Annotated in this window: 13 protein-coding genes; 8 read left to right on the top strand and 5 right to left on the bottom strand. The window is 69.6% G+C overall.

Translation table 11 applies throughout. From position 1 onward, the window contains the following. Nucleotides 1-125: 125 nt before the first annotated feature. Together mtoX and F6X53_RS26390 are read left to right on the top strand one after the other, a co-directional pair. Nucleotides 126-1,442: a methanethiol oxidase gene (gene mtoX / locus F6X53_RS26395; protein WP_151003959.1), complete on the top strand. Its 1,317-nt coding sequence runs from the start codon at nt 126-128 to the stop codon at nt 1,440-1,442. 5 nt (nt 1,443-1,447) lie between these two features. Next, nucleotides 1,448-2,128: an SCO family protein gene (locus F6X53_RS26390; RefSeq protein WP_151003957.1), complete on the top strand. Its 681-nt coding sequence runs from the start codon at nt 1,448-1,450 to the stop codon at nt 2,126-2,128. 148 nt (nt 2,129-2,276) lie between these two features. On the opposite strand, the gene F6X53_RS26385 is transcribed toward F6X53_RS26390, so the two are convergent. Continuing rightward, entirely contained in the window at nt 2,277-2,654 is a 378-nt protein-coding gene (locus F6X53_RS26385; protein ID WP_238296849.1) for an alpha/beta hydrolase family protein, read from the bottom strand. Nucleotides 2,655-2,815: 161 nt separating this feature from the next. Between F6X53_RS26385 and F6X53_RS26380 the strand changes: the two genes are divergently transcribed. Continuing rightward, on the top strand, nt 2,816-3,007 hold the full coding sequence (locus F6X53_RS26380; protein ID WP_151003955.1) for a ComEA family DNA-binding protein: 192 nt from the start codon (nt 2,816-2,818) through the stop codon (nt 3,005-3,007). Nucleotides 3,008-3,238: 231 nt separating this feature from the next. On the opposite strand, the gene F6X53_RS26375 is transcribed toward F6X53_RS26380, so the two are convergent. Both F6X53_RS26375 and gstA read right to left on the bottom strand, forming a co-directional pair. After that, nucleotides 3,239-4,255: an LLM class flavin-dependent oxidoreductase gene (locus tag F6X53_RS26375; RefSeq protein ID WP_151003953.1), complete on the bottom strand. Its 1,017-nt coding sequence runs from the start codon at nt 4,253-4,255 to the stop codon at nt 3,239-3,241. Between the two features lie 95 nt (nt 4,256-4,350). Then, nucleotides 4,351-4,968, bottom strand: coding sequence for a glutathione transferase GstA (gene gstA, locus F6X53_RS26370; protein WP_151003952.1), 618 nt, complete (start codon nt 4,966-4,968; stop codon nt 4,351-4,353). Between the two features lie 137 nt (nt 4,969-5,105). On the opposite strand from gstA, the gene F6X53_RS26365 reads away from it, so the two are divergent. From F6X53_RS26365 to F6X53_RS26345, 5 genes are all read left to right on the top strand, one after another. Next, nucleotides 5,106-5,471 carry a winged helix-turn-helix transcriptional regulator gene (locus tag F6X53_RS26365; RefSeq protein ID WP_151003950.1) on the top strand — a complete coding sequence of 122 codons (366 nt, stop codon included), beginning with the start codon at nt 5,106-5,108 and terminating at the stop codon, nt 5,469-5,471. A gap of 9 nt (nt 5,472-5,480) precedes the next feature. After that, nucleotides 5,481-6,899, top strand: a complete 1,419-nt coding sequence (locus F6X53_RS26360) for a homocysteine S-methyltransferase family protein (protein WP_306426598.1) — start codon at nt 5,481-5,483, stop codon at nt 6,897-6,899. Nucleotides 6,900-6,945: 46 nt separating this feature from the next. Further along, a complete protein-coding gene (locus F6X53_RS26355) occupies nt 6,946-7,593 on the top strand; it encodes a class I SAM-dependent methyltransferase (RefSeq protein ID WP_238296848.1) in 648 nt (215 codons plus the stop codon). A gap of 383 nt (nt 7,594-7,976) precedes the next feature. Beyond that, nucleotides 7,977-9,392, top strand: coding sequence for an MFS transporter (locus F6X53_RS26350; protein ID WP_151003948.1), 1,416 nt, complete (start codon nt 7,977-7,979; stop codon nt 9,390-9,392). 73 nt (nt 9,393-9,465) lie between these two features. Continuing rightward, the gene (locus F6X53_RS26345; RefSeq protein ID WP_151003946.1) at nt 9,466-10,341 is read left to right on the top strand and encodes an amidohydrolase family protein; all 876 of its coding nucleotides are present in this window, start codon (nt 9,466-9,468) and stop codon (nt 10,339-10,341) included. A gap of 93 nt (nt 10,342-10,434) precedes the next feature. Here F6X53_RS26345 and F6X53_RS26340 read toward each other — a convergent pair whose 3' ends face one another. Beyond that, the gene (locus F6X53_RS26340; RefSeq protein WP_151003944.1) at nt 10,435-12,474 is read right to left on the bottom strand and encodes a family 2A encapsulin nanocompartment cargo protein cysteine desulfurase; all 2,040 of its coding nucleotides are present in this window, start codon (nt 12,472-12,474) and stop codon (nt 10,435-10,437) included. Further along, nucleotides 12,461-13,852: a family 2B encapsulin nanocompartment shell protein gene (locus F6X53_RS33760; RefSeq protein WP_151003942.1), complete on the bottom strand. Its 1,392-nt coding sequence runs from the start codon at nt 13,850-13,852 to the stop codon at nt 12,461-12,463. Before F6X53_RS33760 ends, F6X53_RS26340 begins: the two co-directional genes overlap by 14 nt. Between the last annotated feature and the right edge of the window lie 218 nt (nt 13,853-14,070).

The following is a 14,070-nucleotide window of genomic DNA, read 5'->3' as shown; positions in this document are numbered from 1 at the left end:
AGCGGACCATTCGCGGCCTCCGCTCGCCAGAATGCTGACCTCGTCCCGGTGCAGCCGCAGGGCGCATTGTTTCAGGCCGGGGAACATCAGCGAAGTCGAGTGCCCAGAGGCAGGAGGTGACGCCCATGCTCGGGTTTCGCGCAACGCCGTCTTCTCGGCTCATTCCGCCGCTGGGCGCCGCCCTCCTGATTGCGACCGGGTCCGTCCTCGCTGACGAGACGTGCCAGTCGCCCTACATGGCCAAGATCACGGGCGTCGAAGACTTCGTCTACGTCTGGACCTTGGGAGTCGAGGGCCTGGGCGACAGTTCGGACAAGCTCGTGACGGTGGACGTGCGCGAAGGCTCGCCGACCTTCGGCAAGCCGATCCACAGCGCCTCGGTCGGCGGCCGGCATGAGGCGCATCACGGCGGCTTCACCGACGACCGGCGCCGATTCTGGGCCGCAGGGCTGTCAGACAGCACCATCTTCATCTTCGACGTCGCGATCGACCCGGCCAGGCCCCGACTCGTGAAAGTCATCGATGATTTCGTCGAGAAGAGCGGCGGCGCGGCCGGGCCGCACGGCGCTTATGCGCTGCCCGGCCGCATGCTGATCCCGAGCTTGTCGAACCGGGACGGAACCGGCCGGGCGGCCCTCGTCGAGTACACGAACGAGGGCGACCATATCGCGACGCACTGGCTGCCCACCGACGCGATGCCGAACGGCGCCCGGATCGAGGCGAAGGCGGACGGGTACGGCTACGACGCGCGCGTGCTGCCGCGCCGCAACGTGATGCTCACCTCGTCCTTTACAGGCCTCGAGAACTACATGCGTCCGCTCGGCGACCTGATGAAGGACGGCGAGGCGATGCAGCGCTTTGGGCAAACGATGGTGCTGTGGGACTTCCACGCGCGCCAGCCCCGCACCGTGATGAGCGTTCCGGGCGTGCCGCTGGAGATCCGCTGGGCTTGGAACCCCCAGCATAACTATGCCTTCACCTCGACCGCGCTGACCTCGAAGCTCTGGCTCGTGCACGAGGACGAAAGCGGGGCTTGGCGCGCCAAGGACGTGGCCGACATCGGCGATCCGGCGAAGATGCCGGTGCCGGTCGACATCAGCCTCTCGGCCGACGACCGCACGCTGTTCGTTGACACCTTCATGGACGGGACGACGCGGGTCTTCGATGTCACGGACCCGCACAAGCCGAAGCCGATCTACGAGAAGAAGATCGGCGCGCAGCTGAACATGGTCTCTCAGACCTGGGACGGCAAACGGATCTACTTCACCACCTCTCTCCTGGCGAACTGGGACAAGACCGGCGCGGAGAACGAGCAGTTCCTCAAGGCCTACACGTGGGACGGCAAGGAACTGGCGCCGCGCTTCACGATCGACTTCACGGCCGAGCGGCTCGGGCGCCCGCACATGATGGCGTTCGGCGCGGCCTCGCTCGACCCGAATTGATCGCGATGCGGCCCGCGACACGCCTCGGCCTCGTCGCGGCGCTGATGATGCATGCCGCTGCGCTCGCGCATGACAGCCACCCGCCGCCGGGGGCCGACGAGGCTGCGTTCCCGATCCCGGCGCCGGGCAGCTACCGCCTGCCACCCATCAAGGCTGCGGCGGGAGGCGCCATTCTCGACGAAGCCGGTCATCGCCTGGACCTGTTGATCGATGTCCTCAAGGGTCGGGTCAGCGTGCTGGCCTTGGTCTACACGCGCTGCGGCGACGTCTGCCCGCTCGCCAGCGCCGGCATGGCCCGGCTGCAGGACCTCGCGGTGAAGGATCCGGATCTGTCGCACCGGATGCGCCTCGTCACGCTGAGCTTCGACCCTGAGCGCGACACCCCCGAGGTGATGCGCGCCTATGCGGCCGCCTGGCGCTCCGGCGACCCGGTCGCGCCCGACTGGGCTTTCCTCACCGCCGCCGGCCGGGAGGCTCTCGCACCGATTCTTGCGGCCTATGGCCAGCAGATCGATGCGAAACCCGGCGGGGCCCTGAACCACGTCTTCCGCGCCTTCCTGATCGACCCCGCGGGACGTGTGCGGAACATCTACAGCCTCGACGTGTTCGAGCCCGCGCTGGTTCTCACGGACGTGCGGACATTGCTGCTCGAACAATCCGGCTCCGAGGCTGCGCAGGGCCGCTGAGTGCGCGCGCTGGGACCGCGATGTCCAGGCTTGGCTGCCATGCCCAGGCTTGGCTGCCATGTCGGCCGCGCTGCGACACGCGATTCACCGAGGGCCGCGCCGCTCGCCGCGTCGGCGCTGATCACACGCCCGAGGGTCCGGCCTCCATTCAGGGCGGGGCCTCATGGGCCTCCAAGGCCGCCTCCACGAGGCCACGCACCGCCTGCCAGGCTGGGGTTGGCGGCGTGACCAGATCGAAATGACCGGCATCCAAGAGGTCGATCAGTCGCGGTGCGGTCCCGGGCCCCCGCCGCAGGGCGCGGGCATAGTCGTGCGCGACCCAGGGCGGCACGAGCCGGTCGAGCACGCCGCTCACCAGCACGACCGGAACGTCAGGCGGCGCGCGGAGCGCGGGCGAGACGTCCGAGAGCTTGTCCGCCGGGGCGAGGCGCTCAAGGATACCGGGGCCGCAGAGCACGGGGATGAACCGGGCAAAGCTCGCAAGATCACCGACCCCGCCCAGACTGATGACCGCCCGCGGGATCAACCGGGTCGTTCCGGGATGGAGGCCGGCGGCGGAGCGGGGTCAGTCCCGGCGACCGAGAGGCCGACCGCATCCGCCGCATGTTGCTGGAACAGCGCTGTGGCACTCACGTTCCGTTCGCGGCCTACTCGCGACAGGGTTGGTGAAGGAAGGGGTACAGACCGATGATCGACCTCAACGCCGCGACGGCAGAGGAACTGGACGCGATCCCTGCACTGAAGGGGCACGGCTTCGAAATCGTGCGCTATCGCGAGGAGCGCGGCCGTTTCACCAGCCTGCGACAGCTCGACGAGGTGCCGGGCTTGGCGGGCAAGACGGACGGCGTCGGCGAAGCCGTGACCATCGCGGACGCCTGAATGCAGGAAAGCGTGGCTCTCACCCTGGGAGGGTGGTCTGCCACCGCGGTTCGCCGTCAAGCATTGGACCCGAAGGGTGCACAGCTCCGCTTCGAGGCGTCCAGCCGAACGGATGGCACGCGGCCGGGATCTCGGGGTAGGGGGGACATGCCGGGGGGATAATCGTGTTCTCCGAAGGCCGAAGCCCATTGTCTCGCCTGCACCAGCCTCGTCGGACAGGGTGGGCGCAGTTCACCTCCAGCCGAGCGCTGGAGCGATGTGCTTCAGGACGGCTTCGATGACATGGGCGTTGTAGGCCACGCCGAGTTGGTTCGGCACCGTCAGCAGCAGGGTGTCGGCCTCGGCAATCGCCTCGTCGGCTTTGAGCGCCTCGATCAGCCGCTCCGGCTCCGCAGCGTAGGAGCGTCCGAAGACCGCTCGCATGTTGTCGATGATGCCGACCTGGTCGCTGCTGTTGCCGCGTCCAAAATAGGCACGGTCGAGGTCGCTCATGAGCGCGAAGATCGAGCGGGAGACCGACACCCGCGGCTCACGCGTGTGGTTTGCAGCCTTCCAGGCCTGCCGGTAGCGGCGGATCTGGTTGGCCTGCTGGATGTGGAACGGCTCGCCCGTCTCGTCCGCCTTGAGGGTCGAGCTCTGCAGGTTCATGCCCTGCTGCGCCGCCCATACGGCGGTGGCATCGGACGCCGACCCCCACCAGATGCGGTCGCGCAACCCCTCCGAGTGCGGCTCAAGCCGCAGCAGGCCCGGCGGATTGGGGAACATCGGCCGCGGATTGGGTTGAGCGAAGCCCTTCCCCTTCAACAAATCGAGAAACACCTCGGCGTGCCGGCGTCCCATGTCGGCATCGCTCTCGCCTTCGGGCGGGGCGTAGCCGAAGTGCCGCCAGCCATCGATGACCTGCTCGGGCGAGCCTCGACTTATGCCGAGTTGGAGCCGTCCGCCTGAGATCAGGTCCGCCGAGCCGGCGTCTTCGACCATGTAGAACGGGTTCTCGTAGCGCATGTCGATGACGCCGGTGCCGATCTCGATGCGCTTGGTCCTGGCAGCCACTGCGGCGAGCAGCGGAAATGGCGAGGCGAGCTGTTGGGCAAAGTGATGAACCCGGAAGTAGGCGCCGTCCGCGCCGAGCTCTTCCGCGGCGACCGCGAGGTCAATCGACTGCAGCAGGGTGTCGCCTGCCGAGCGTGTCTCGGACCGCGCCGTCGGCGACCAGTGGCCAAACGACAGGAAACCGATCTTCTTCATCATCATATCCAGGCTACGGCGCACCACGTCACTTGCGGTCGGCCGGCATGAGCTGTGCCGGACGGCGGAAAGAGGTCACCGCCGTCCGAATCCTGTCAGGCGGCTTTCTGCAACCCCTCTGCCACCATGGCGGCCTGAACGGCGGCGCGCGTCGAGACGCGCTGGCTGAAGGCGGCGAGGCGTGGCCAGCGGGCAAGATCGACGCCGAGATGCGGCGCCCAGCTCAGGACGACGAACAGGTAGGCATCGGCGACGGTAAAATCAGAGCCGGTGAGGAAGGCACGTCCGTCCGCGAGCGCGGCTTCGACGACATCGAGCTTGCGATCGAGGTTCGCGAGCGACGCCGCACGCGCCTCTGGTGTGAGCGCCGGGTTGAACAGCGGTCCGAACGCCTTGTGCAACTCGGCCGAGATGAAATTCAGATGCCCGTTGAGCCGGGCGCGCTCGAGAGTGCCGGCGACAGGGGCGAGCGTGCCGGGAGCGTGCTTGTCGGCCAGGTACTGGATGATGGCCGCGCCCTCGGTCAGCACCTCTCCGTCTCCGAGCTGCAGCGCAGGGACGTACCCCTTCGGGTTGACGGCCATGAAATCCGCTCCGGATGCGGTCTTCTTGCTCCGGAGGTCGACGGCTTCGAGTGCGAACGGCAGGTTGAGCTCGCGCAGGACGATATGCGGCGAGAGCGAGCAGGCGCCAGGAGCATAGAAGAGCTTCATGGGATGTCTCCGGGTTGGGAACAGCGTGTAGCGGTAGACGTGCTCGTTACCCTTGGAAACCCGGTAACTTCCAGTGACCGACCTTTTCGGGTATCGTTCAGGAAACCAGGTTGCCGGCCGGATCGCAGGTATGTGTCATGGCGCTGAAGCTCAGGAAGAAGGTGCTCCCCCCGCCGGGCTGCCCGATGTCGGCGTGCATGAGCCTGCTCGGCGGGGCGTGGACGCCGGAGATCATCTGGAACCTGAGCGAGGGCGCGCGCCGCTTCTCGGAACTGCGTCGTGCGATGCCGAAGATTTCGGCCAAGGTGCTCAGCGCGCGGCTGAAGGATCTGGACGAGCGCGGCGTGCTCGTTCGCTCTGTGCTGCCAACGACCCCGCCGAGCGTGGATTACGGCCTGACCGACCTTGGCGAGGAGTTGATCCCGGCCATCCGAGCCATCGTTGAGGTCGGCTCGAAGCTGCACCTCCGCTTGATGTCGTCAGCGGCGAGCCGCGCTGCCTGAGCCGGAGCGTTGATCGACCTCGAAGGCCAGTGGACGCGGCCGCCTCGCCCGGGTCTATCCGGCACCCCTGTCGATTGCGCCGTCGAAGCGGGTCTGCAGGTCACCGAGGTGCCCACGACCCGCAGGGACGAGCGGCCGTTCGCGAAGGTCTGCGGCATACGCCGTCAGGGGCCCGGCCAATTGAGCCGGGTCGTCATCGATGGCCCACGCGACGAGAGGCTCGGAGCAAGGGGCGCCGAGTTCGACGAAGCGCCAGTTCTCGGACCGATGTCGCCATGGCGACGACGGAGGGCTGGAGGCCCGTGGCCGCTCTCACCGCTGGGCATACAGGAGGGCTGCCACGTCCCGCGCGATGCCCCCTCGGTGCACCGCCCGATCGGCCGTGATCTTGACTCGCCGCCCGACGCGCGACGAGATGCAGAGCGTGCTGGGCACGGCCGCTGCCGGCTCAGCCTTCAGGATGGGCATGTCCGGCCGCGGAGGCAAACGATGCGCCTGTATCGCGATGCGCTGCCTCAGCTGAGCGGTCGGCCGTTCCTGACCGATGGTGGCCTCGAGACCACCCTGGTGTTCCTGAACAAGATCGAATTGCCCTGCTTCGCGGCTTTTCCGCTGCTCGGCACCGAGGAGGGCCGGGGCGAGCTCGAGCGGTTCTTCGAACCCTATATCGCGCTCGCGCAGCGCCACCGGGCTGGGATGATCCTGGACGCGCCGACCTGGAGGGCCAATCCCGACTGGGGCGCGCAGCTCGGCTTCGACGCGGACGCGCTCGCCGCCATCAATCGCACCGCGATCCGGTTCATCGCAGCCTTGCGGCGGCACCATTCCGGGTCCGGTCTGCCCCTCGTCCTCAACGGCGTGATCGGACCCCGCGGCGACGGCTACAGGCCCGAATCCGCGATGTCGGCCGACCAGGCTGCCGATTACCACCGCCCCCAGATCGAGGTCTTCGCGGACAGCGAGGCCGATATGGTCAGCGCCGTCACCTTGACCACGGTCGCGGAAGCGGTCGGCATCGCCCGCGCGGCGCGTGCGGAACGCCTGCCGGTGGTGATCTCCTTCACCCTCGAGACGGATGGCCGTCTGCCATCCGGTCAGACGCTCGGCTCCGCCATTCGGGAGACCGACGCGGAGACGGACGCCGCCCCGGCCTATTACATGATCAACTGCGCGCATCCGGTGCATTTCGAGCCCGCGCTGACGGAAAGCGGCCCCTGGCTTGAGCGCCTGCGCGGCGTGCGGGCAAATGCCTCGACGAAGAGCCATGCCGAACTCGATGCGGCCACCGCGCTCGATATCGGCGATCCTCAGGATCTTGGCCGCCGCTATGCCGGTCTGCGGGAGCGCCTTCCCAACCTGACCGTCCTCGGCGGCTGCTGCGGCACGGATCACCGGCACATCGCCGCAATCTGTGAGGCCTGCTTCTAGCCGGCCGTGGGGGCCGGCCCGCGGCCGCTTTCGGGATGCGGCTTGAATGCGCGGATCGCGGGAGGGAGCGATGGGCTTCTACGAGCGTCATATCGGGCCCCGCCTGGTGAGTTGCCTCTGCGGTGCCGCCGACATCCGGGCCGAACGGGAGAAGCTGGTTCCGGCCGCACAGGGCATCGTCCTGGAGATCGGGATCGGACCTGGGCTCAATCTGCCCTTGTACGATCCCGCGCGCGTCAGCCGGGTGATCGGTGTGGACCCGCACGCGTCGTTTCTCAAACTCGGCACGTCACGCCGGGACAGCGCCCCTGTGCCGGTCGAGATCCGGCAGGAACCAGCCGAGCGGATCCAGCTCCCGGCGCGGTCGGTGGATACGGCGGTCGTCACCTTCACGCTCTGCTCGGTGCAGGACCCGGCGCGGTGCCTGACGGAGATCCGCCGTGTCCTGCGGCCCGAGGGGCGCCTGCTGTTCCTGGAGCACGGCCTCTCGCGGGAGGAAGCCGTCGCGCGCTGGCAGCACCGGCTGAACCCGCTGTGGCGCTCGCTCGCCGTCGGCTGCAATCTCGACCGGCCCGTTCTCGCCTCACTGCGCGCGGCCGGGTTCTCGATCGAGGCCGCCCAGGAATATTACCTGCCGCGCACGCCCAAGCCCCTGGCTTATCTGAGCCGCGGCACAGCTCGCCCGGAGCCGTAGCGGCTCCGGACCCGGCTCCGTCTGACCCGTTGCGGGCTTCCGGGAGATCCGCCGGCGGAGCATCCGATCAAGCCGGCCCGGGCGAGCGATGGCGGCCGAAAGCCGATGGTCTGCGCTTGCGCATCCAAACGGCCGGCCCCGACGTCGCCACGGATGGGCGTCCCAGGACGGCCCAGGCGGGCCCGAACCGCAGGAGAAGATTTCGGCTGTGGGGCAGGCGCCTCGGAGCAAATTATCCCGCAAGCGGTTGCGAATGCTCACCATTCCGGAACAACCCGCGGGCGCGCCTTGCCCGGCGGGCTTTCCCGCGCTAGGCCCGCGGCCGCGCCGAGCCCCCGGGCGCTGCCCGACAGGATCGCCCGATGGGCCGCAGGGAGTGATGCATGCCGCCAGCCAGTGACACGTTGCCCGTCGGCGAGAGGCCGCGCGCGGCCGTCGCGCCCTCCGCCGACACGGCGGGATCGATGCCGAACATCGTGGCCCGCCTCGAGCGCCTGCCGATGACGGCCTACCAGCGCAGGATCTTCGCGATCATCGCCTCGGCCTGGCTCGTCGACCAGGTCGACGTCGCGCTTCTGACCTTCCTGCTCGGGTCGATCGTCGTCGCCTTTGACCTGACACCGACGCAAGCCGGCCAGCTCGCCGCCATGACCTTCGCGGGCCAGCTCGTGGGCAACATCCTGGCCGGCACGGCCTCGGACCGGTTCGGGCGAAAGACCGTCTTCCAGGTGACGATGGTGGTCTGGGGCCTCGCGAGTCTCGCGGCGGCGGCGGCCTGGAGCCTGCCCGCCCTCATGGTGTGCCGGTTCCTGATCGGCGTCGGCGTCGGCGGCGAGGCCCCGGTCGCGCAGGCGATGGTCTCGGAAATCGTGCCGACCAACGTCAGGGGCAAGTACGTGGCCTTCATGGAGGGGTTCTGGGCCGTCGGCTACGTCCTCTCCGGAGCGCTCAGCTACTTCATCCTGCCGCATCTCGGCTGGCGCTGGGCCTTCGTCGTCGTCGGCCTGCTCTCGGGCGTCGTCCTTCTCGTGCGCCGCGGCATGCCGGAATCCCCCCGCTGGCTCGCGGATCACGGCCGGGCGGCGGAAGCCGAGGCGGTGATGACGCAGATGGAGACCGCGGTGGCCCGCTGCACCGGTCGCCCCCTCCCGCCGGTGCCGGCTGTCGTCGCGGCCGAGCCCGTGCCGCACCGGAGCGCGATCGCCACGCTGTTCTCGCCGGAATATCGCCTGCGCACCGTGATGGCGTTCGGGCTCTGGTTCTTCGCCCTGATCGGGTTCTTCGGCCTGAATTCCTGGATCGCGGTCCTGCTCAAGGACAAGGGCTTCTCGATCGTGGGGTCGGTCGGCTTCGTGACGCTCATCACCATCGGGGGCATCCCGGGCTTCTTCACGGCGGCCGTGCTGCTGGAGAAGCTCGGCCGCAAGGCGACGACCGCGACCTTCCTGGTCTGCGCGGCCGGCGCCGCCTACCTCTACGGGAACGCCGCCGACCAGACCTGGCTGTTCGTCGCGGGCTTCGTGATGCAGTTCTTCATGTTCGGCATGTGGAGCTGCCTCTACGCCTATACGCCGGAGCTCTACCCGACGCGGGCGCGCGCCACGGGGGCGGGCTTCGCTTCGGCCTTCGGCCGGATCGGGGCCATCCTGGGGCCGATGGTGGTTCCGATCCTCGTCCAGACGGGCGGTACGGCCGTCGCCTTCCAGGTCGGCGCCGGCGGCTTCCTGATCGCGGCCCTGCTCGTCGTCACCCTCGGGGTCGAGACCCGCGGGCAAATCCTCGAGAATGTCTCTCACTGAGCCAGGATCTGACCGGACGCCGCACGGCCAGACCCCGTCACCCCTTGTCCGCGGCAAGCCCAGGATGCGAGCGATGCCTGCACCGATCGTCGACATGCGCAGCCGGCCCACCTTTCTGCACCCGTTCTTCGGCGCCGATCCGGACGCGCCGGAGGATGAGGTCGTGCGCTGGCTCAACCGGCGCGTCGGCGCGCGGGAGGTCGATCACTACACGCGCGGGCGCACCCTCGAGGGCTTCGCGGCCGAGATGGAGGGGGCGGGAATCGCGGTCGCCGTGATGGTTGCCCGCAGCGTGCCCGGCGTCCGGGTCGACAATGACGCGCTCGCGGCCATCGCGCGGCGTGATCCGGAGCGGTTCATCGGGATCGCCTCGGTCGATCCCTTGGAGCTCGGCCGGGAGCAGGCCCTCGTGGAAGCCCGCCGGGCCGTGTCCGATCTCGGGCTGCGGGGCATCAACCTCGATGCGGGCTTCTACGCGGATCCGATGAAGGCCGACGACGAGCGCCTGATGCCGCTCTACGAGCTGTGCCAGTCGCTCGGCGTCCCGGCCTTCGTGATGTCAGGCCCGACGTCGCCGGACCTGCGCCTCAACGACCCCCTGGCGGTCGACCGCGTGGCGAGGACATTTCCGAAGCTGCCAATCGTCTGCTGCCACGGCTTCTATCCGCATGTCGACGCGATGGTCACCGTCGCGTTCCGCAACGAGAACGTCTTCGTGTCGCCGGACATGTACACGTTCGCGCCGGGTGGCCGGCTCTATGTCGAGGCCGCCAACGGCTTCATGCGCGACCAGTTCCTGTTCGGGAGCTCGTTCCCGTTCCGGCCGATGCGGCAGGGCGTCGAGGACTTCCGCGACCTCGGCCTCTCCGACGAGGCGCTGGCGCACGCCTATTGGCGCAATGCCGACCGGCTGTTCGGCCTCGGCCTGAGCGCGTCTCACTCCGGTTGATCGCCGGATCCGCGCCCGTTCAGCCTCGAACGCGATGCGGACGCCACGCGGAGCCTCTCCCCGCGGGGCGGGGGAGGCGCCGCGTGGCGCGGATCAGTGGCGCGGCAGCGTCTGCAGGGCCCGCAGGAAGACGTCGACCTCCGCCTTCGTGTTGTAGAAGGCCAGCGAGGCGCGCACCGACTGGTCGACGCCGAAGCGGCGCAAGGCCGGCAGGGCGCAATGGTGGCCCGAGCGCACCGCGATCCCGCGCGCGTCGAGATGATGGGCCACCTTTTCGTTCTCGAGGCCCTCGATGACGAAGGACATCACGCTGGCCTTCTCCCGCGCCGTGCCGATCAGGCGCAGGCCCTTCACCTCGGCGAGCCCCGCCTGGGCATATTCGAGCAGGTCGTGCTCGTAGGCCGCGATGCCGGGAAGGCCGACGCCCTCCAGGTAGTCGAGGGCGGCGCCGAGGCCGACGGCCCCGGCGATATCGGGCGTGCCCGCCTCGAACTTCTCCGGCGCGCCCTTGTAGACGGTGTGCGTGAAGGTGACGTCCTCGATCATGTGGCCGCCGCCCTGCCAGGGCGGCATCGCCGCGAGGAGGTGGGTCTTGCCGTAGAGCGCCCCGATCCCCGTCGGCCCGAACACCTTGTGGCCGGAGAAGACCAGGAAATCGGCGTCGAGCGCCTGCACGTCGAGGGGGATGTGCGGCGAGGATTGCGCGGCGTCGACCAGCACCGGCACCCCGTAGGCGTGCGAGAGCCGGATGATCTCCGAGACCGGGTTGATGGTCCCGAGCGCGTTGGCGACGTGGGTCACCGAGACGATCTTCGTGCGCCCCGAGAGCAGGGCCGCGAATTGCTCGAAGATGATCTCGCCCCGGTCGTTGACCGGGATCACCCGCAGCGTCGCGCCGGTCGCCTGGCTGAGGAGTTGCCAGGGCACGATGTTGGCGTGGTGCTCGATCGTCGAGACGATGATCTCGTCGCCCGGGCCGACATTGGCGCGGCCATACGAGTTCGCCACGAGGTTGATGGCCTCCGTGGTGCCCCGCAGGAAGACGATATCGTCCTTGGTGGGCGCGTTCAGGAAGCGGCGCACCTTCTCGCGGCCGCCCTCGAACAGGTCCGTGGAGCGGGCGGCGAGCGTGTGCGCGGCCCGGTGGATGTTCGAGTTGTGGCGGCTGTAGAACGCGCTCGTCGCGTCGATCACGGTCTGCGGCTTGTGGGTCGTCGCCGCGTTGTCGAGCCAGACGAGGGGGTGACCGTTGACGCTCTGGTGGAGGGCCGGGAAATCCCGGCGCACGCGCTCCACGTCGAAGGGCGCGGCGACCGGGCTCGACCCCTGCGCGGTGAGGCGCGGGGCGGGGCCGGGCTGGCGCGAGGGCTCGACGCGGGGCTGGGCGTAGGTCGTCCGCGTCGGCCGCGCGGCGGCGGGCGCCAGGAAGTAGTAGTCGGAGGCAGGCGCCGCGGGCTCCGGCGCGCGCGAGAGGCGCCCCGTGCGCCGGGCGCTCTCCTGCGCCGCGTCGCCAGCCTGGCGCGACGGATCGGCCGGGACGCTCTGCGGCGCGAGCGCGTGGGCGAACGCGTTCGCCCGCGGGTGGTCGGCCGCGGTCTGGCGGTGCAGATCGCCCCCGCCCGGCAGCGCGGCGGCGATCTCGGGCACGCGCGGCACGAAGAACTCGGGCAGGCTCCGGCGCGACGCGAAGGGATCGGCCAGCGGGTGGACCGAGGGGATCGCCGCCACATCGAACGCGACCGGCCCCGCGGGCGCAAGGTTCGGCACCGAGGGCCCCGTCACCCCCGGCAGGCCGACGGGCGGCGCGCCGAGCGAGCGGGCGCCGAGTTGCGAGGCATCCGGCTGCAGGCCCTGGGGCAGGCCGGCTGCAGGCGCCGAGGAAAGGCCGAGATTGGCGCCCGGCAGCGGTGCGCCGCCGGGTCCCTGCGGCAGGCCCGGCAAGCCCTGCGGCAGGCCCTGCGGCAGGCCCGGCAAGCCCTGCGGGCTCGCCGGCAGCTCGGGGGCGAAGGGCTGGCTCAGGGCCTGCCCCTGCCCGTAGATCTCGCGGGCGAGGCGCCCGACGAGATCGGCGTGGCTGAGCTCGCCGGGGCTGCCCGTCGGCAGGGCGAAGGCGGGTGCCTCAGGCGTAGTCATGGTAGTTGCCGAGCAGCACGTTATCGAGACGGGCGATCGCGTCCTCGACCAGAACCGCGGCCGAGAAGTAGCGGGTCACGAGGTGCGAGGCGATCGAGTGGTCGTTCGTGCCCATGTAGCGCACCGACAGGCCGGGCTCGATCTCGCCGGTGACGCCCGACTTGTGCAGGCCGACCACGCCCTGCTCACCCTCGCCGACGCGCAGGAGCAGGATCGAGGTGGTCTGGGCGCCGGTCACCGGATCGATGTCGATGGGCAGCTTGTCGCTCGGCACCAGGGGCACGCCGCGCCAGGTGAGGAAGGGCGCGCCGAACAGGTGCACGACCACCGGCGGCACGCCGCGGCGCGTCGCCTCCCGGCCGAAGGCCGCGATGGCGCGGGGATGCGCGACGAAGAAAGCGGGCTTCTTCCAGACCAGCGTCAGCAGCTCGTCGAGATCGTCCGGGGTCGGCGGGCCGCCGCGGGTCGGGATGCGCTGGCGCGAGCCGACCTCGTTCAGGAGGCCGAACTGCGAGTTGTTGAGAAGCTCCCATTCCTCGCGCTCCTTCACGGCGTCGACCGTGAGGCGGATCTGCTCGCGGAGCTGGTCGATCTCGTTCGAGTAGAGATCGGTGACGCGGGTATGGGTGTTGAGGATCGTCTGGATCGTCGAGAGGTGGTACTCGCGCGGGTCGATTTCGTAGTCGACGAAGGTGGTGGGCAGGCGCGGCTCGCCCGCATGGACCGCCAGGAGCTCGATGCCCTGCTCGCCGTAGGAATTGGTGTGGCCCTTGAGCCGGTCGCGCTCCTCGATGTGCTGGGCGATGCGCGAGCGGATCGCCTCGTCCTCGAGGGCGGCGCGATCGAGCGTGAGGAGCGTCACCGCCGAGAGGGCCTTGACGGCCGGCGTCGGCCCGGTCTCGCCCGCGAGCGCGCCGTCGCCGAAATAGTCGCCGCGGGTGGCGAGGCCCTGCCGCACCCGGCCCTTGTAGGGGCCCGACAGGCTCAGCTCGACGGTGCCGTCGGCGACGACCGTCAGGCTGTGGTCGGCGGAGCCTTCCTGGCGGATGACCTCCCCGGCCTGATGGTGGCTCTCCGTGAACTTGCCGGCGAGCGTGGCGAGCTCGGCATCACCCAGCCGGCTGAACAGCGGCACCGCCCGCAGGGAGCCGGAGCGGATCACCCGAACCTTTTCCTCCGTGCCAAGGTCGATGCGGCCGGGCTTGGCCAGCACGACGGCGCGCCGGTTGACGCGGTAGACGCCGCCCGGCACGTCCACGAAGGGCAGAAGGCGCAGGAGCCAGCGCGGGGTGTTGGCCGCGTTCTGGACCGATGTGACGGTCGCCGTCGCTAGATTGCGTGCCGCAGAGGCACTCACGCTCAAACCCGGTCCGCTCATCGTCTGTCGTCTCCGTTTCGCTCAAGGCACGAGGAAGCGCCTCCGGAACGGGGCTTGAGCCCGGCCGGTCCGAATGCGCCTGAAAGTTACGTTACGCATCTGCCGGGCCAAGCGCAGTCGAGCGACAGCGCCAGGTCTGCGCTGTACTGGAGCGCACCCGAACAAGCTCATCGATACTCTGTCCCGGAAGGGGGCTGCACTGGGCCTTATCCCGGGTT

It is taken from the genome of Methylobacterium soli (assembly GCF_008806385.1).
In the GTDB taxonomy this organism is placed as follows: domain Bacteria; phylum Pseudomonadota; class Alphaproteobacteria; order Rhizobiales; family Beijerinckiaceae; genus Methylobacterium; species Methylobacterium soli.
Note: the sequence above shows the minus strand (reverse complement) of the source record. Positions and strands in the feature narration are given on the sequence as shown.

Excerpts from the sequence above, each read along its gene's own strand:
- F6X53_RS26365 (WP_151003950.1), top strand. The coding sequence starts at position 5,106 with ATGGCGCTGAAGCTCAGGAAGAAGGTGCTCCCCCCGCCGGGCTGCCCG.
- gstA (WP_151003952.1), bottom strand. The coding sequence starts at position 4,968 with ATGAAGCTCTTCTATGCTCCTGGCGCCTGCTCGCTCTCGCCGCATATC.
- F6X53_RS33760 (WP_151003942.1), bottom strand. The coding sequence starts at position 13,852 with ATGAGCGGACCGGGTTTGAGCGTGAGTGCCTCTGCGGCACGCAATCTA.
- F6X53_RS26380 (WP_151003955.1), top strand. The coding sequence starts at position 2,816 with ATGATCGACCTCAACGCCGCGACGGCAGAGGAACTGGACGCGATCCCT.
- mtoX (WP_151003959.1), top strand. The coding sequence starts at position 126 with ATGCTCGGGTTTCGCGCAACGCCGTCTTCTCGGCTCATTCCGCCGCTG.
- F6X53_RS26375 (WP_151003953.1), bottom strand. The coding sequence starts at position 4,255 with ATGAAGAAGATCGGTTTCCTGTCGTTTGGCCACTGGTCGCCGACGGCG.
- F6X53_RS26350 (WP_151003948.1), top strand. The coding sequence starts at position 7,977 with ATGCCGCCAGCCAGTGACACGTTGCCCGTCGGCGAGAGGCCGCGCGCG.
- F6X53_RS26390 (WP_151003957.1), top strand. The coding sequence starts at position 1,448 with ATGCGGCCCGCGACACGCCTCGGCCTCGTCGCGGCGCTGATGATGCAT.
- F6X53_RS26340 (WP_151003944.1), bottom strand. The coding sequence starts at position 12,474 with ATGACTACGCCTGAGGCACCCGCCTTCGCCCTGCCGACGGGCAGCCCC.
- F6X53_RS26355 (WP_238296848.1), top strand. The coding sequence starts at position 6,946 with ATGCGCGGATCGCGGGAGGGAGCGATGGGCTTCTACGAGCGTCATATC.
- F6X53_RS26345 (WP_151003946.1), top strand. The coding sequence starts at position 9,466 with ATGCCTGCACCGATCGTCGACATGCGCAGCCGGCCCACCTTTCTGCAC.